The following is a 17,552-nucleotide window of genomic DNA, read 5'->3' as shown; positions in this document are numbered from 1 at the left end:
AACTCTCTATAAGTCGTCGTGTCATCTTCCGCCACGTCTTTTGCAAGCACTGAAAACGCGTGACAAGAGATAACACGTCCTTTTTTTGATAAAAGTAGCTGGATTTGGCAAGTCAAGAACTGTAGGGAAATACATAGAAAGCTTACCAAGCAAGTGTTGTAGCAATAACTCAACTAACTAAATCAACAAATCACTTCCCCTATCACAGTTTGAATATTAATATATCTGAGGTAGTCAAATGTTTTTGAATTTCTCGTCTCATAAAGTAATCGTTTTGACACTAGCGTGTCTGTTGTTTGAATAAATTGTTAGATTCTTGTAACATTCAAGATAGAAATTGTTAGGGATTCATGGTAAAATTGCAACGTAGTCATTTATATATTCTAATTAAGTTAGGAGCTCAGACATTGGAAAGAAAAATTATGCATAAATCAAAAGGCCGATGGGTTGTATTGTCATCATCTTTGCTAGTTTCTGCGTTTGCTTTAAGCCTAGTGGCACCAGTTGCTCAAGCGGAAGAAATAACAGATGATTCAGCTGTTATTTCCGATGAGGTTTCAACAAACGATGCACCAGAAGAAGCGATTGCTTCATTAACAGATGAAGAATCAGAGTTAGTAGACAATGTCGTAGATGAATTAATTTCAGATGTAATTAGTGCGGACGAAACATTAGTCACAGACGAAACAGAAGTTGAAGCAGAAGCTGTAGCTATGGCAACTGAAGCACCTGCAGTATTTGCAAACACTCGTGTAGCGGCAGGAGCACATACGGTTGCTTACGGAGATACTTTATGGAAAATTGCTAATGCACATGGCATTACAGTAGCGCAATTACGTTCGTGGAATAATCTTTCAGGAGATATGATTTTTATTGGAGATCAATTAGTTGTATCAAATCCAGGAACAGTAGTTGACACACCAACAACACCAACTCCTGAGCCGAAACCAGAAACAAAGCCAACACCAGAAACTACTACACCAGCGCCAACAACAGGCAAAACGTATACTGTGCGTCCAGGTGATTATTTATATAAAATTGCGACTGACAATAATATTACGGTCGAGCAATTAAAATCATGGAACAATTTGACGTCTAATTATATTTATTCAGGTGACAAATTAACGGTTACGAATCCAGCAACGGTCACACCGAAGCCAGAGAATCCGAAGCCAGAGACGCCGAAACCAGAACCGACGCCAGACCCAGTGACGCCGCCGGTAACGGAAACACCCAAAGCTAAGACGTATACAGTTCGCCCAGGCGACTATCTATACAAAATAGCAACGCAAAACAACGTGTCCATCGAGCAATTAAAAGCATGGAACAATTTAACGTCTAACTATATTTATTCAGGGGATGTATTCTATGTAACAGATCCAAGTAAGGCGCCAGTTAAACCAACGCCAACTCCAGATCCAAAACCAGAAATACCGAAACCTGAAACGCCAACTCCAAACCCAACACCGACGACTCCAACGAAGACATACACTGTCCGCCCTGGAGATTCATTGTGGTTAATTGCCAATAACAATGGCATTACGATTGATCAGTTGAAAGCTTGGAATAAACTAACATCTAACTATATTTATTCAGGAGATGTTTTTGTGGTAACGGATCCTAGCAAGGCGCCAGAACCGAAACCAGAACCGAAACCAGAACCGAAACCAGAACCGAAACCAGAACCAAAACCAGAACCGAAACCAGAACCAGAAACACCAGCTAAGACGTATACCGTTCGTCCTGGGGATTCACTATGGTTAATCGCCAATAACAATGGCATTACGATTGATCAGTTGAAAGCTTGGAATAAACTAACATCTAATTATATTTATTCAGGTGATGTGTTTGTCGTAACAGATCCTAGTCAAGTACCAGCTCCTAAACCAGAGCCTAAACCAGAAATTCCAACAACGCCTCCTGTAGTCGATGAAGGCGATACAACGGAAACGACATTTGACGTGAAAATTAACAAGCCAGACTTAGCTTTCTATGTGGGATCACAATTAGAGTCTGCAGTAGCGTCTGATTCAATTAAATATTTTGGCCAACGGTTTAAAGTTGTGAGTGAATTTACTGATGAGAAGGGTGTTAAATTCTTAGAAGTTTCTCAAAACGGTAAAACCGTTGGTTACGTCAATGCGGATGCTGCGGTTGAAGTGCCAGCGAATAAAAAAGTTGTCTATTTAGACGCTGGACATGGTGGGAGCGAAACCGGAACTTACAATTACGGTGTTGCTGAGAAAGATTTAAACTTGAATATTACACGTCAATTAGCAGAGCGTTTACGTGAATTAGGCTATATGGTCTATGAAACACGTACAACTGATAAAGAAGTCAAACTGCATGATCGTGATGATCATCCAAACGAAGTGATGCCTGATATTTACGTAAGTATTCACCATAATGCGATGCCAGCTTCTTACCAAGGGCGTGTAAATGGGATTGTGACACTATATCATCATCCAGACATTTCTGAGCCGGGTTGGCCAACGCTGAAAACAGATAATTGGACGCGTATCAATGCAGGTAAAAACTTGTCACAAGCGATCCAAGATGCTTTAGTGGATGCGACAGGTGCAGTGGATCAAGGAATACGTAAACAAAACTTACATGTGACTCGTACAACAAATGTACCAGCAACATTAGTTGAATTAGGATTCTTAGATAACTGGGCAGAGCATCAAAAATTAATCACACCTTCTTACCAAAAGAAATTGGTAGGTGGTTTGGTGACAGGAATTACAAATTACTTTAAACGTTAATTTCAATGAAAATTAAACTCTCCTCCTAACTCAGTTAAATAACAGAGTCGGGAGGAGAGTTTTTATGCTTACACTTAAAACTAACATCTTTCACTTTAGATAACCCAGCACACCGTCGACTAACTTAACAGTGTTACAGGTTGATATTCGTCCCACCGTTAATCCCATAGATTTGACCAGTCACAAAACTAGCATCATCTGAGGCTAAGTAGACATACATATGGGCTAATTCGGCTGGTTGACCGGCACGGCCAATCAAGGAACCTTGTCCGAAATTAGGCAATTGTCCGGGTAACTGTCCTTTATTCAACTGCAAGGGGGTCCAAACGGGACCAGGAGACACTGCATTGACACGGACCCCTTTGTCAGCGAAATATTGCGCCAAGTTGACCGTTAAATTAGAAATGGCGCTCTTAGTTGCTGCGTAGTCTAACAATTGAGGGCTTGGATCGAAACTTTGAGAAGAAGTTGTCGTAATAATGGAACTACCAGGTAGTAAATGCTTCTGCGCTGCTTGGACACTTTCAAACATGCTGATAACATTGACTTTAAAGGTATCTTCCACCTGTTGAATCGGTAAGTCTGCTAAGGTTTCAATCGCCACTTGCATGGCTGAATTCAAAACCAACAGATCTAAACCACCAAAAGCATCAACAGTTTCATGAACAATCCAACTGGCTGCACCTTCATCACGCAAGTCGCAGGGTAACAAGAAGGCTTGTCGACCTTCATCTTCGATATAGCCTTTAACTTCCTTTGCATCGGCTTCTTCTCCAGGAACAAACTGAATCGCAACATCACAGCCTTCACGAGCGAAAGCAATTGCTGCTGCCCGGCCGATACCTGAATCTGCCCCAGTCACGAGCGCTTTTCGGTTCAGTAACTTGCCTGTTCCGACATAGGAGGCTTCCCCACAATCTGGGCGGGGTTGCATTTGACTTTGCAAAGCTGGTTCGGCTTGTGTTTTTTGAACAGGGAATTTGTCTGAATGATACATTACACGAGGGTCATTAAGCACTGATTTTTTCATTTAAATACCTCCATCATCTATGACACACGACATTACTGAATTCAGTATAACATTGCTGTCAGATTATTCGTCTTATTTTGACCGTATTGATTTAAAAAAATGATTAATAAGTATATACTAACGTTAGAAAGAGGTGGCTTTGATGACAATCTTAAATAAAAAATTGACACTTAATAATGGCGTGGAAATTCCACAAATTGCATTAGGAACTTGGCAAGTCTCGACGGCTGACGCTGTCCATTCGACGGCCTTTGCGTTGAAGAATGGTTACCGCCATATCGATGGTGCCCATGGTTATGGTAATAGCAAGGGAATTCGGGCGGGGATTGCAGCTAGCAAAGTGAAACGTGAAGAAATCTTTATTACAACAAAAGTACGCGGAGAATCGAAAACTTATACGGCCGTGATGTCTGATTTTTATGATGAGTTGAAGGACTTGGGAACGGATTCTATTGATTTAGTTTTAGTTCACTGCCCAACCCCTTGGCGATTTTTCAGTCGCGATGACAAACGTCCTAACTTTTACCTAGAGAATTTAGAGGTTTGGCGTGCTTTGAGTGAACTCTATGAAAATGGTTTAATCCGTGCGATTGGTGTCTCGAATTTTAATGTGGCAGACTTGGAAAATCTATTGGCTAATACAGATATTAAACCAGTTGTTAACCAAATTCTCTTCCATATTGGTTATACACAATCGGATATTGTTGAATACTGTCAAGCAAATAACATTCTGATTGAAGCCTACTCTTCATTAGGAACAGGAAGTTTACTTGGGAATGCCGATATTCAAGCGATTGCTGATAAGTATGATAAAACGATTCCACAGATTTGTTACCGCTATCCGGTTCAAAAAGGTCATATTATCTTGCCGAAATCGGTGCATGAGAAATATATTCTAGCAAATACTCAATTGGATTTTGAAATAAGCGAAGAAGATATGATAGCTTTGGATCAATTATCTATTTAGTCAGTTAGCTTAAGACCTCTCCTTTTGGGGAGGTCTTTAACATCTGTTAAGAGTAAAGTTGATCAGTCCGTATAAACATTCATCGAGGATTGGACCTGAAAGACATAAATGAATTCGCTAACAATCATTCTGGAACTTGTGTTAAACTAGACCTATTAGATTGCGACTTGAGGAGGATGTTAGCGGTGACTGAGAAGGTATATTTGGGGTTTGGAAAAGAGGTTGCATCACTTGAATTGGATAAGCTGAATCGCCACGGAATTATTGCAGGTGCAACGGGAACGGGAAAGACGATCACATTGAAAGTTTTGGCGGAACAATTAAGTGATGCTGGCATTCCGGTATTTCTATCGGACATCAAAGGTGATTTGGCAAGTTTAGCCGAAGCCAACACGAATGATGATTTACAGGGGCGTTTGGAAGCTACGCAGTACACGACATTTGAACCGAAACAGTATCCGGTTGAAATTTGGGATGTATTGGGTGAGGAAGGACTACCCGTTCGTATTACAATTTCTGAGATGGGGCCGATTTTACTGGCTCGCCTTTTAGGACTGAATGACACACAAACGGGAATATTAAATATTGTCTTTGCGGTGGCCGACGAACAAGGCTTGTTGTTGATTGATTTGATGGATTTTCGAGCAATGTTGAATTATGTTGCTGAGAATGCGAAAGAATTGGCCAGCCATTATGGAACCATTTCGAAAGCTTCAATTGGCGTTATCTTGAGAAGTATTGTTGTCTTAGAACAACAAGGAGGCGCTCGTTTCTTTAATGAGCCGAGTTTAGAAATTAACGATTTTCTTCGCCAGGCTCAAGATGGTCGTGGCGTGATTAATATTCTGAATGCCAAGCAACTCTATACACTGCCAACCCTATATGCGACCGTCTTGTTAGCACTTCTATCTGAGCTTTACGAGGAATTACCAGAAGTGGGCGATTTGGATAAGCCGAAGCTAGTGTTTTTCTTTGATGAAGCCCACTCACTATTTGAGGGAACACCTAAAGCATTACTCGATCAAATAGAATTGATTGTTCGATTGATTCGTTCAAAAGGTGTCGGTGTTTTCTTTGTCACACAGAATCCGACAGATATTCCAGATACAGTGGCAAGTCAGCTAGGGAACCGAATTCAACATGGCTTACGAGCATTTACACCAAAAGAATTGACGGTTGTCAAAGCAGTCGCTCAAACGTTCCGTCAAGAAGTTGACATGGATTTAGAAAAAGTAATTCAAGAATTAAAGGTGGGAGAAGCAGTCGTTTCGACTCTTCAGGCGGATGGCACGCCATCTTTTGCTGACCGAGTGATGATTTATCCACCACAGAGTAAAATTGGAACGATTGATCCGACTGTTTTACTAAGTCTAATCAATCATTCGACTCTACTTGTGAAATATCAGGAAACAATTAATCGAACAAGCGCCCATGAACAGCTTAATGAACTAGTCGCCGAACAAGAAGCCGCTCTCATCGCAGAAGCTGAAGCAGCCGAACATGAAGCAGTTGCTGCTAAGCAAGCGGCAGAAGCTGAGCGATTGACTCAAGAACATGAAAAAGCCGAAGCAAAGCAAGAGGCCGCTATGGCTAAAGAACTTGAGCGCCAACGTAAGGAAGCCGAAAAAGAATTTGAACGCGCCCAAAAAGCCGCTGAAAAAGCGCGAACCAAAACCAGTACGCGTCGGACTGATTCACCAATGGATCGTTTTACTAAGAATATTATGAGTTCAGTCGGTCGAGAAGTTGGCAAAGCCTTAACTCGTGGAATTACTGGTATGTTCAAGCGCTGATTCACCAGACAAAAAGTGAGAAATTGAAGCGTGGCACTGGATGCGACAGACTCAAGAAAAAGCCGAATAAGTTATGATCATAATGAGCACATATTTTCTGTTTTAGCGAAACAGCTCGTCGATACACAAAACAACAAATAAGACACACAAAAGGAGCAATAAACTATGAAATATTCATCAGTGGGTACAACAGGTATTGAAGCAAGTCGAATGATTTTAGGTTGCATGCGTATGGCTGGCTTATCCACTCAGGAAGCCGCTAAAGTATTATCAGCAACGAGAGAGCATGGGATTAATTTTTATGATCACGCTGATATTTATGGCGGGGGACAATCGGAAAAAGTCTTCGCGGCAGCAGCTAAAGAAATTGGCTTAAAACGCGATGACATCTTTTTACAATCAAAAGTTGGCATTCGTAAAGGCTTCTTTGATTTTTCAAAAGACCATATTTTAACCGCAGTTGATGGCGTTTTAGAGCGCCTGGAAACTGACTATCTAGATTTCTTATTATTACATCGTCCAGATACTTTAGTTGAACCAGAGGAAGTCGCCGCTGCTTTTGAACAATTACAACAGAGTGGTAAAGTTAGACATTTCGGTGTCAGCAATCAAAATCCCATGCAAATTGAATTATTACAAAAGTTCGTTCCGATGAAATTACAAGCGAATCAATTACAATTTGGACCTGCACATACACCGATGATTGATGCAGGCTTCTATGTTAATACCTTAAGTGACGCTGCGACTAGTCGTGATGGCAGTATCCTGGATTACTCGCGCTTGCATGATATGACCATTCAGCCTTGGTCACCATTTTTAGTCGATTTAGATCAAGGATTATTTATTAAGCACCCAGATTATCAAAAACTGACGGCCACTTTAACACGGTATGCCAAAACATACAATGTGACTTTAGAAGCAATCGTGATGGCATGGATTTTGCGTCATCCAGCGAAGATGCAACCGATTGCTGGTTCAATGAATCCAGAGAGAATTTCTGGTATGGTTCGTGGAACAGAGATCGAATTAAGCCGCGAAGAGTGGTATGATATATATCTAAGTGCAGGCAATAGTTTGCCTTAAAATAATAAAAGGTAGGGTATCATGACGATTAAATTAATTGCAATTGATATGGACGAAACGTTCTTAAGAACGGACAAAACTTACGATGTATCACGCTTCAAGCGTGTACTGACAGCGTTGTTAGAACGTGATATTATTGTGTGTATTGCTAGTGGGAACAGTTTTCATAAATTAGAAGTTTATTTTGATGAAGAGGACCGTGACCGTTTATATTTTGCCGGGGATAATGGGAATTATATTGTACGTAACCAGAAATTACTTCATGCACTAGCGATTGAACCTGCAACAATGCTTTCGATTGAGAACTTTCTCGATGAATTTGATGGCTTTCATCCGAACGTCAGTATTGGGGTCAAAACGTATTTCCGTGAGACATCAGGAGCAGAATTAGAAGTGGTCAAACGATATAACGATAATATCGACATCGTGAATCGCTTTAGTGAGATTCCAAGTGCTGAACAAGCGGTCAAAATAGCGATCCACAGCGAGAAGGCTTTACATGAAAATAAAACGATGGCTCGGATTATTATCGAACGCTATGATGATGTCACGTCCGTGACTAGTGGTGATGGTTGGTTAGATGTTTATCACCGTGACGGTGGTAAAGGCGCATCGATCCGCTATCTCCAGGATAAATATAATATTTCATCTGATGAAACAATGGCCTTTGGCGATAGTTTAAATGATTCATCGATGATGCATGAAGCATTATATAGCGTCTCAATGGGCAATGCCGATCCAGATTTAGTGGCAGACACCCATTATCAGATTGGTAATAATAATGACCAAGCCGTTTTAGATATTCTTGAACAATTGTTGGCAAATGATTCAATGGCCTTCATGAAGAAATTTCGCAGAGATAAACGTTAAAATTTAGAATAGTAAAGAAGGTTAATTATGGCGAAGAAACCAACTAATCGCACAAGCAAGCACCAACGTCGAGATAAAGAAGAAGAATTTGTTCAAATCGATATCTTTAAAGTACCCGCTCAACAAGCTGAAATGTACACAGTATTACGTGAAGCTGTCGCTGAAGAAACACTCGCAATTTGGTCTGATCAATATGACTCGGCTAAACGTGTCAGCGACAATGAGGACGAAGGGGAAGCGGTTGTAGCCTATGACGAAGCTGGGGTAGAGCAAGCACGTTTATTTCTCAATCCAAGTAATATCTCCCAGGCCCAAAAAGCCCGCGACAAAGACCAATTGGCTAAGTTCTTAGAAAGCCAACAAGGATAGTTTAATCTGAATTAAACAAATAAACAGGCTCTGACCGACATACTAATTGTCGGTCAGAGCCTGTTTATTTTGCTGAATAAAAACATAGTAGATCTTGCTAAAAAACAAGAACAAGAAGCTTCTCAGCAATCACTTTAATTTGTGGGAATTCATTATTCAAGCCAAGCGCCTGTAGATGCATTATATTGTGTTTTATGTCGTACACCATTAATGAATTGATAACGCCATTCAATAGAATCTGCTAGTGGTAATCATAACAATCATTTTTTCTTAATCAATGATCTCTTCCTTTGAAGTATATTGGGGTAGAGCTAATAATGTTTCGTCTATAATGTTTTGAAAATTCTGTACAAATTGACCATCAACATATAATTCATAACCATTATCAAGACTAACTAAAAAATAGGCATTTTCTTCATTAATTGTAAATGTACCTTCAAGTTCAGGAATATTCGTATAGTGAGGTTCAATAATAATTGATGTTGATAGATAAAACCCTAAGATAAATAAACCAATCATTGCCGGAACTGTATTGGAGGTTTTATCCTTTTGGCTTTTATTTTATTTAACCAAATGATAAATTCACGGCGTTCTACAACAGCCGTTTATTCATGGGATACGGTTCAGGTGGAAAACCCAGATGATACTGTGAGTACCTTAATTTCATTAGACATCGATGACATTTACCAATACGCTTCAGAAGCATACTTGAATGATCCCGTATATTTAGATAATATCATTGCTTTCATTCAAAAAACGGAACAGGCTAATAAAGGGTATATTTGTTAAATGGCGAACCGGAATGGGCGATGGATCCTGACGCAAGGGAGCTTATTCAATATATCAACACTGTGGATGAATTGAACCAATCGTTACCCAAGGATCAGCAGATTAAAGGAATTGTTATTGATATTGAACCACAAAGCCTGCCAGAATTTGAGTCTAATCCAGACTTACTGATGAGGCATTTTACAGAAGGATTGACTGCAGCGTATCAAGTTGCTAATCAAAAAGGATTAGAGGTCATCGTATGTCTACCGTATTTTTTTGATACGGAAGGATTTAGCGATGAATTAGCGACCATTGTTCAAAGAGCCTCCGATCAAGTGGCCATCATGAACTATTATAGAGGCAAGGAAATCGACCATATAAGCAATGAAGCTAGTTTAAGTAAGCAATATCATAAACCCATTCAAACGATTTATGAGTTACAAGCACCAGGTCAATTTGATTTGGCGGAAATAAATACTTATCATCATTTATCATTGGATGCTGTGGTAGAGAATTTTAATCAATTAAAGACGCACTTTAGCGACCAACAAGTTAATTTGGGTTTACATGAATACAAGAGTTTGGTGAAGCTGCTAGAGTAAAATGGGGAGAGGACATGAAGTATAATTTTATATATTTGTATTTAATTTTTATTGTTGTATTAAGTGTAGCGATGATGCTCATTGTGTTGTGCCATAGAATATATGTCCATTTTACAAAAGCAAGATTCGAAAAGAGAAAAGACCAATGGCGTGATTATTATGCTAGTGACAATTTTGTAGGCAATCAGGACGCTATTTATGAAAAGTTAAAACAGGTAAAACAATTAGTAGCTTTTGAAGCTGTTATCCAAGAACTGAAAAATATGGATAGTCAAGCAGACAAAGTTAGATTGAATGATTTTAGATCTAGCATTTATCCAGTATGGGTGGCTTTAGGCAAATCCTACTTAAAGCGGCCACTTATCTATCAGGCTTATTTTGCCTATATCTCTTGTTTATTGCCTTTTCATCAAGTAAACCACGATACCAAATCACTTGAAGCAATTTTATTAAAAATAGTTGCGCAAGACTCAGCCTATTGTCAAAATTATGCCTTCAATACTTTAAACAAAATTGGTAACACTGATACCGTTATTCAAGCATTAAAAGTTTTAAATAATTCAAAGGGTATACCATTGAATACGAAACTAATTTCAAGTAGTCTACTGTCTTTTACTGGTGATTTCGATTTATTATTTGAAAAAATCATTTCATCAGATAATGTTTTCAACACACATTACCGCGTTGCCCTCGTTGATTTTGCTAAATTAATCGATTCTCCCGACTTTTCAAATATGTTGTTACCCTATCTAAAAAATAAAGACGAGAATGTTGATTTAACCTGTGCTATTTTACGTTATTATGCAAAAGTTCATGTAGATAAGGCATATCCACATATTTTAAAATGGGCAGATACCAGTGACGTGCGAGAATGGGCGTGTGCAGGAGTCGCTACCTCAACATTAGCCCACTATCCAGGACCAGCAACTATTGATCAATTGAAGAAAAATATTTTTTCGAGAGAGTGGTATATTCGAAGAAATGCAAGTATCGCTTTAAGCGAATTAGCGGTTGCTCCAAGTGAGTTGAGTATCATATTTAATGGAGATGATCCGTATGCTAAGGAGCAATTAATCTATTATTATGACCAGAAAGGATTTAGTCATGGATGTTAGGGAAGTGATTCAATATACGGAAATATTTTTCTTATACTATTTATTTTTTTATGTGACCTATATTTCAGTTGGGAATATATTTGCAATGGTTAAAATTTACCGAAATCGACAACGCAGGTTGATGATGAATCAGTTAGACCACGAATATTACTATCCAATTTCTATTATCGTGCCAGCTTATAATGAGAGTGCGACCATTCTTTCGACAATCAATAACTTGTTGTACCAGGATTACAAAATTTTTGAAATAATTGTTGTCGATGATGGATCTACAGATGGTACTGGGCAAAAAGTGATTGATGCATTTGATTTGTCACTTATAACCCATCCAATTCGTCTTCAAGTCCTTAGTAAACCTATACAAGCGGTTTATGGTCATAAAATAGGACGCATTTCGATTAAATTGATTCGCAAAGAGAATGGGGGGAATAAGGCTGACTCTGTAAATGCTGGGATTAACGTTTCAGAGTATCCGTATATTGTGTCAATGGATGCCGATGAAATTTTACAAGCGGACGCCTTAAAGCATGCGATTAGACCTTTCTTTGAGGACGCGACTACGGTTGCTGTTGGTGGTTTATTAGGCGTTTCAAATGATGTTGTTTTTAAACATGCATATCCTGTGGAAACAAAAATCTCTAAAAGTTTGGTAGCAGCTATGCAGTCACTAGAGTATTCACGAGCCTTTATGGGCTCTCGCATTTTTAGCGATGCTTTTAATGGTAATTTAAATGTATCGGGTGGGTTTGGTCTCTTTAAAAAGGAAGCGCTTATTCGTGTGAATGGTTATGATGTGAATAGTGTGGCTGAAGACATGGACTTGGCTTTACGCTTACATCGGTATTACGTAGAGAATAAAATCCCCTATAATAATCGGTATGTTGCGAATGCAATCTGTTGGACGCAAGCGCCTTTTACTTTAAAAGACTTGACGAAACAGCGGTCGAGATGGCATCGAGGATTAATACAAAGTATGTGGCAACATCGTACCATCATATTAAATCCTAAATATGGTTTACTAGGTACCGTATCGTACTTATTCTATTTTCTATGTGAATTGATGGCGCCATTTATTGAATTACTAGGTATCATCATTATTTCTTTATCATTCATGCTAGGCATATTAAATGTTTCTTCCGCGATAGCACTTGCGCTGTTATATTTTCTGTTTTGTGTTTTTCAAACGATGGTTTTCTACGTGGGCAGATATTTTATCCAAGACTATCAATTTTTCCGCGGGGATACCTTAAAAGCTTTTGGTATTACAATTCTAGATTCGATCTTCTATAGACCCTATCTACTATTTGTTCGTTTATATGCTGCGATTACTTATAGTACCCACTTGCATAGTTGGTATAAGATTGAACGAGAAGCATTCGATAAGACAAGCTAAATAAAGCTAGTGCATTTGTAAAGAGACAAGTAGCTTTAAGGAATAAGGATTTGTGCTTGCTTGTTGTCTTTTCATTTTTATTCAGTATTTGCACATTCTAACCTAAATTAATATAGTAATGAAATTTCAGGAGACCGGATTTAAGGGACTTTTATTAGAATTCTATGAGTAGATTGTATATAAAATTGTGAAAAATGAAAGTTTTTTACATGATTTTGTTGACTTTGCATAGTCAATAGCGTAATCTTAGAAAAAACAAAGCAACCTTTAAATCAAGTCCTGTGAGGCTTACAAGGGGTCAAGTGAAACCATGCGAATGGTTTGTTTACTATATCTTCAATTTACTTGTAGTGTCGTAAAGCGCTTAGCCCTCGGGCTAAGTGCTTTTTTTTATAGTGTAAATGTAAATGGTCATAATCGGTATGTTCGTTGAAGGTGAGTGAAAAAATGGAAAAAATATTGTTGTTAGAAACTGGTGAAACATTTTATGGTGAAGCTTTTGGTGCTACGAAAGAGGTTATTGGCGAAGTAGTCTTTTCAACAGGAATGACAGGTTATCAAGAATCATTAACTGACCAGAGTTATAACGGTCAAATGTTAACATTTACCTTTCCATTAATTGGAAACTATGGTGTAAATGCTGATGATTTTGAATCTGTAGACCCTACCGTGAAGGCTATCATTTGTCGTGAAGTTGCACGTTTCCCATCTAACTGGCGATCAAAAATGAGCTTAGATGAGTTCTTAGTGGAATATGATATACCAGGCATTAAACATATTGATACGCGTCAATTAACCAAAACAATCCGTAGTCACGGAACGATGAAAGCTAGTTTACTAAATGAGGGGACTGACATTGAAGCTGCGCTTGCGACACTTCGCGCGACAGACTTGCCTACAAACCAAGTAGCGCAAGTATCAACTAAAACGCGATATGTGAATCCAAATGCTGGTAAGAATGTGGTCGTAGTAGACTTTGGTTTGAAACATTCAATTTTACGTGAATTAAACAAACGTGAGTGTAATGTAACGGTGGTACCATATGATACAACTGCCCAAGAAATTTTACGTTTAGCTCCTGATGGCGTCATGTTAACCAACGGCCCTGGGGATCCAACGAGTATTCCAGAAGCTTTAGACATGATTAATGAAATTCAAGGTAAAATACCTTTGTTTGGTATCTGTCTTGGTCACCAATTGTTGTGTTTAGCGAATGGTGGCGAAACCTTCAAAATGAAATTCGGCCATCGTGGCTTTAACCACCCTGTACGTGAAATTGCTACTGGTCGTATTGATTTCACTTCTCAAAACCACGGTTATGCGGTAGATGCTGATTCATTAGTGCATACAGATTTAGAAATCACTCATATCGAAATCAACGATGAAACGGTAGAAGGTGTGCGCCACAAAACTTTACCTGCTTTTAGTGTGCAATATCATCCTGATGCAGCACCAGGACCACATGATGCAGACCACTTATTTGATCGTTTTATTGAATTAATGGATAACAACAAGAACTTGGAGGGGACTATTTAATGCCAAAACGTACTGATATTCACAAGATTATGGTTATTGGATCTGGTCCAATTATCATCGGACAGGCAGCAGAATTTGACTATGCTGGTACACAAGCATGCTTATCTTTACGTGAAGAAGGTTATGAAGTTGTATTAGTTAACTCCAATCCAGCAACTATCATGACTGACACGGAAATTGCTGACAAAGTGTATATTGAACCGATTACGCTAGAATTTGTATCACGCATCTTACGTAAAGAGCGTCCAGACGCGATTCTACCTACTTTAGGTGGCCAAACAGGTTTAAACATGGCGATTGAATTAGCCAATGATGGTATTTTAGATGAATTAGGTATCCAATTATTGGGTACAAAATTATCAGCTATCGATCAAGCTGAAGACCGTGACCTTTTCCGTAATCTAATGCGTGAATTGAATGAACCAGTTCCTGAGAGTGATATTGTACATACAGTTGACGAAGCACTAGCTTTCGCAGAACAGGCTGGTTATCCAGTAATTGTACGTCCTGCCTTTACCATGGGTGGAACAGGTGGGGGGATTTGTAATGACCCTGCTGAATTACGTGAAATTGTTGCTAAGGGCCTTAAATTATCGCCTGTAAACCAATGTTTGATTGAAATTTCAATCGCTGGTTACAAGGAAATCGAATACGAAGTAATGCGTGATAGCGCAGATAATGCTTTGGTTGTTTGTAACATGGAAAACTTTGACCCAGTTGGTATTCATACAGGAGATTCAATTGTTTTCGCACCGACCTTGACTCTAACAGACCACGAAAACCAAATGTTGCGCGATGCATCATTAAAGATTATCCGTACCTTAGGTATTGAAGGTGGTTGCAATGTGCAATTAGCCTTAGATCCAAACAGCTTCAATTACTACGTTATTGAAGTAAACCCACGGGTGAGCCGTTCTTCAGCGCTTGCATCTAAAGCAACTGGTTATCCAATCGCCAAAATTGCAGCCAAAATCGCAGTAGGGTTAACACTTGATGAATTGATCAACCCTGTAACAGGTACAACCTTAGCCGAATTTGAACCAGCTTTGGACTATGTGGTTGCGAAGATTCCACGTTGGCCATTCGATAAATTCGAGAAAGGTGATCGTCAGTTAGGTACTCAAATGAAAGCCACTGGTGAAGTCATGGCTATTGGTACGAACCTTGAAGAAGCGCTGTTAAAAGCTGTCCGTTCACTAGAAATTGGTGCTGAACACATGGCAACAACTGCTAGTCGCGAAGCTGATGAAGTAACCTTAATTGATAAGATTACACGTGCACAAGATGACCGTATCTTCTACTTAGCTGAAGCTTTGCGCCGCGGATATACCATTGAACAATTGCATGACATGACAAAAATTAATCTCTATTTCCTAGATGTTTTAATGCACATTGTAGAATTAGAAAATACACTTGAAGCCAATAAAGAAGATGTTGCTGTCTTAAAAGAAGCAAAACGTTATGGTTTCTCTGATTTAGCCATCTCTAGACTATGGGAAAATGATTTAGCAGATGTACGTGACTTACGAGCTGCAAACGGCATTCGCCCAGTCTACAAAACCGTTGACACCTGTGCGGCCGAGTTTGAATCGAACACACCATACTACTATTCAACCTATAGTGCTGATAACGAAAGTATGCCTTCAGACAAAAAGACTGTTTTAGTATTAGGTTCAGGTCCCATCCGTATCGGTCAAGGGGTAGAATTTGACTACGCCACAGTTCACTCTGTTAAAGCAATCCAACAAGCTGGCTACGAAGCGATTATCATGAATAACAACCCAGAAACAGTTTCAACTGATTTCTCTATTTCGGATAAACTTTACTTCGAACCACTTACTTTAGAAGACGTACTACATGTCATCGACCTTGAACAACCAGAAGGGGTTATTGTACAATTTGGTGGTCAAACAGCGATAAATCTAGCTGAACCATTACATGCATTAGGTATTCCTATCTTAGGGACAACCGTAGAAGACTTAGATCGTGCTGAAGACCGTGACTTGTTCGAGCAAGCCTTAACAGACTTAGGAATCCCTCAACCAGAAGGTTTTACAGCAATGTCTGTAGAAGATGCTTTACAAATCCCAAGTAAGATTGGCTATCCAGTCTTAGTACGTCCAAGTTATGTCTTAGGTGGGCGTGGTATGGAAATCGTGGATAACGATGCCGACTTACGCAGCTATATGGAAGATGCCATGATTGCCTCTCCAGACCGTCCAATTTTGATTGACCATTATGTAGTGGGTACCGAAGTCGAAGTCGATGCAATTTGTGACGGTGAAAATGTCTTAATCCCAGGGATTATGGAACATATCGAACGTTCTGGGGTCCACTCAGGTGACTCTATGGCCGTTTATCCTTCACAAAGTCTATCTGATGAGGTGAAGGCGACCATCGTCGATTACACTGAACGTCTATCTTTTGGCTTAAATTGCTTGGGTATGATGAATATTCAATTCATTGTTCAAGATGGCCAAGTTTATGTGATTGAAGTAAATCCACGTGCCAGCCGTACAGTACCTTTCTTGAGTAAGGTAACGGGTATTCCAATGGCACAAGTAGCAACGCGTGCTATCCTTGGCGAAAGCATTATTGACCAAGGTTACCAACCAGGTCTTTACGCTGAAGGCAACATGGTTCATGTAAAAGCACCAGTATTCTCATTCACTAAATTGAACCTAGTTGATCCGCAATTAGGACCAGAAATGAAATCAACTGGTGAAGTGATGGGTTCAGATATCAACCTACAAAAAGCACTATACAAGGCCTTTGCAGGTAGCAACATCCACGTCAATGATTTCGGTAATGTCTTGTTCACAATTACCAAGGCTGACGTAGCAGAAAGTTTGGCATTGGCACAACGTTTCCGTCAAATTGGCTTCAGTGTCATGGTAACGGGCGACATGCAAGCGGAATTTGAAGCTGCAGGTATTGATACTGTTGCAGTGACATCAAATGAAGTAACAGACGAAAAAGAAATTGAGCAAACATTAGTGAACTTGATTACCGAAGAACGTGCACAAATTATCATTAATACATGGGGTCGCGCGCGACACGACCAAAACTCGGGTCAATTAATTCGTAAAGCTGCCATCGAGCGTGGTGTGCCACTATTAACATCCATCGATACAGCAGAAGCAATTCTATACGTATTGGAAGACCGCGGTTTCCAAATCAATGCGTTAGTATAAACCGCCATCTGATTTGAAACTTTAGGCAAAATAAAAAGGTAGTCCGAAAGTACATGTGAAACCC

Annotated in this window: 14 protein-coding genes; 12 read left to right on the top strand and 2 right to left on the bottom strand. The window is 39.4% G+C overall.

Annotated elements, in window-relative coordinates; translation table 11 throughout:
- Window positions 1-407: 407 nt before the first annotated feature.
- Entirely contained in the window at window positions 408-2,765 is a 2,358-nt protein-coding gene (locus tag ACTQ5J_RS09335; protein ID WP_441752509.1) for a LysM peptidoglycan-binding domain-containing protein, read from the top strand.
- Between the two features lie 133 nt (window positions 2,766-2,898).
- Here the strand turns inward: ACTQ5J_RS09335 and ACTQ5J_RS09330 are convergent, their stop codons facing one another.
- Complete coding sequence (locus tag ACTQ5J_RS09330; protein WP_441752508.1) at window positions 2,899-3,795, bottom strand: SDR family oxidoreductase; 897 nt, start codon at window positions 3,793-3,795, stop codon at window positions 2,899-2,901.
- Between the two features lie 142 nt (window positions 3,796-3,937).
- Between ACTQ5J_RS09330 and ACTQ5J_RS09325 the strand changes: the two genes are divergently transcribed.
- The 5 genes from ACTQ5J_RS09325 to ACTQ5J_RS09305 all read left to right on the top strand — a co-directional run bounded on the left by ACTQ5J_RS09325 (window position 3,938) and on the right by ACTQ5J_RS09305 (window position 8,877).
- Window positions 3,938-4,762 (top strand): aldo/keto reductase, encoded by an 825-nt coding sequence (locus ACTQ5J_RS09325; RefSeq protein WP_441752507.1) that lies wholly within the window; start codon window positions 3,938-3,940, stop codon window positions 4,760-4,762.
- A gap of 185 nt (window positions 4,763-4,947) precedes the next feature.
- Entirely contained in the window at window positions 4,948-6,555 is a 1,608-nt protein-coding gene (locus ACTQ5J_RS09320) for a helicase HerA-like domain-containing protein (protein ID WP_441752506.1), read from the top strand.
- Window positions 6,556-6,720: 165 nt separating this feature from the next.
- Entirely contained in the window at window positions 6,721-7,638 is a 918-nt protein-coding gene (locus tag ACTQ5J_RS09315) for an aldo/keto reductase (RefSeq protein WP_441752505.1), read from the top strand.
- Between the two features lie 21 nt (window positions 7,639-7,659).
- Window positions 7,660-8,508, top strand: a complete 849-nt coding sequence (locus ACTQ5J_RS09310; RefSeq protein WP_441752504.1) for an HAD family hydrolase — start codon at window positions 7,660-7,662, stop codon at window positions 8,506-8,508.
- 27 nt (window positions 8,509-8,535) lie between these two features.
- Entirely contained in the window at window positions 8,536-8,877 is a 342-nt protein-coding gene (locus ACTQ5J_RS09305; protein WP_441752503.1) for a hypothetical protein, read from the top strand.
- Between the two features lie 270 nt (window positions 8,878-9,147).
- Here ACTQ5J_RS09305 and ACTQ5J_RS09300 read toward each other — a convergent pair whose 3' ends face one another.
- The gene (locus tag ACTQ5J_RS09300) at window positions 9,148-9,396 is read right to left on the bottom strand and encodes a hypothetical protein (protein WP_441752502.1); all 249 of its coding nucleotides are present in this window, start codon (window positions 9,394-9,396) and stop codon (window positions 9,148-9,150) included.
- A gap of 30 nt (window positions 9,397-9,426) precedes the next feature.
- Here ACTQ5J_RS09300 and ACTQ5J_RS09295 point away from each other — a divergent pair, with 30 nt between their 5' ends.
- From ACTQ5J_RS09295 to carB, 6 genes are all read left to right on the top strand, one after another.
- A complete protein-coding gene (locus ACTQ5J_RS09295) occupies window positions 9,427-9,666 on the top strand; it encodes a hypothetical protein (RefSeq protein ID WP_441752501.1) in 240 nt (79 codons plus the stop codon).
- On the top strand, window positions 9,660-10,250 hold the full coding sequence (locus ACTQ5J_RS09290) for a hypothetical protein (RefSeq protein ID WP_441752500.1): 591 nt from the start codon (window positions 9,660-9,662) through the stop codon (window positions 10,248-10,250). Before ACTQ5J_RS09295 ends, ACTQ5J_RS09290 begins: the two co-directional genes overlap by 7 nt.
- Window positions 10,251-10,264: 14 nt before the next feature.
- Entirely contained in the window at window positions 10,265-11,365 is a 1,101-nt protein-coding gene (locus tag ACTQ5J_RS09285; RefSeq protein ID WP_441752499.1) for a HEAT repeat domain-containing protein, read from the top strand.
- On the top strand, window positions 11,355-12,758 hold the full coding sequence (locus ACTQ5J_RS09280; RefSeq protein WP_441752498.1) for a glycosyltransferase: 1,404 nt from the start codon (window positions 11,355-11,357) through the stop codon (window positions 12,756-12,758). Before ACTQ5J_RS09285 ends, ACTQ5J_RS09280 begins: the two co-directional genes overlap by 11 nt.
- Window positions 12,759-13,205: 447 nt before the next feature.
- A complete protein-coding gene (locus tag ACTQ5J_RS09275) occupies window positions 13,206-14,294 on the top strand; it encodes a carbamoyl phosphate synthase small subunit (protein ID WP_026858272.1) in 1,089 nt (362 codons plus the stop codon).
- A complete protein-coding gene (carB, locus tag ACTQ5J_RS09270; RefSeq protein ID WP_441752497.1) occupies window positions 14,294-17,488 on the top strand; it encodes a carbamoyl-phosphate synthase large subunit in 3,195 nt (1,064 codons plus the stop codon). Before ACTQ5J_RS09275 ends, carB begins: the two co-directional genes overlap by 1 nt.
- Window positions 17,489-17,552 lie beyond the last annotated feature (64 nt).

This window comes from Fundicoccus sp. Sow4_F4 (assembly GCF_052116145.1).
Taxonomy (GTDB): Bacteria; Bacillota; Bacilli; order Lactobacillales; family Aerococcaceae; genus Fundicoccus.
Note: the sequence above shows the minus strand (reverse complement) of the source record. Positions and strands in the feature narration are given on the sequence as shown.

Bases quoted from the DNA above. Each gene is read 5' to 3' on its own strand.
- carB (WP_441752497.1), top strand. From the start codon at position 14,294: ATGCCAAAACGTACTGATATTCACAAGATTATGGTTATTGGATCTGGT.
- ACTQ5J_RS09315 (WP_441752505.1), top strand. From the start codon at position 6,721: ATGAAATATTCATCAGTGGGTACAACAGGTATTGAAGCAAGTCGAATG.
- ACTQ5J_RS09275 (WP_026858272.1), top strand. From the start codon at position 13,206: ATGGAAAAAATATTGTTGTTAGAAACTGGTGAAACATTTTATGGTGAA.
- ACTQ5J_RS09330 (WP_441752508.1), bottom strand. From the start codon at position 3,795: ATGAAAAAATCAGTGCTTAATGACCCTCGTGTAATGTATCATTCAGAC.
- ACTQ5J_RS09280 (WP_441752498.1), top strand. From the start codon at position 11,355: ATGGATGTTAGGGAAGTGATTCAATATACGGAAATATTTTTCTTATAC.
- ACTQ5J_RS09305 (WP_441752503.1), top strand. From the start codon at position 8,536: ATGGCGAAGAAACCAACTAATCGCACAAGCAAGCACCAACGTCGAGAT.
- ACTQ5J_RS09300 (WP_441752502.1), bottom strand. From the start codon at position 9,396: ATGATTGGTTTATTTATCTTAGGGTTTTATCTATCAACATCAATTATT.
- ACTQ5J_RS09310 (WP_441752504.1), top strand. From the start codon at position 7,660: ATGACGATTAAATTAATTGCAATTGATATGGACGAAACGTTCTTAAGA.
- ACTQ5J_RS09325 (WP_441752507.1), top strand. From the start codon at position 3,938: ATGACAATCTTAAATAAAAAATTGACACTTAATAATGGCGTGGAAATT.
- ACTQ5J_RS09285 (WP_441752499.1), top strand. From the start codon at position 10,265: ATGAAGTATAATTTTATATATTTGTATTTAATTTTTATTGTTGTATTA.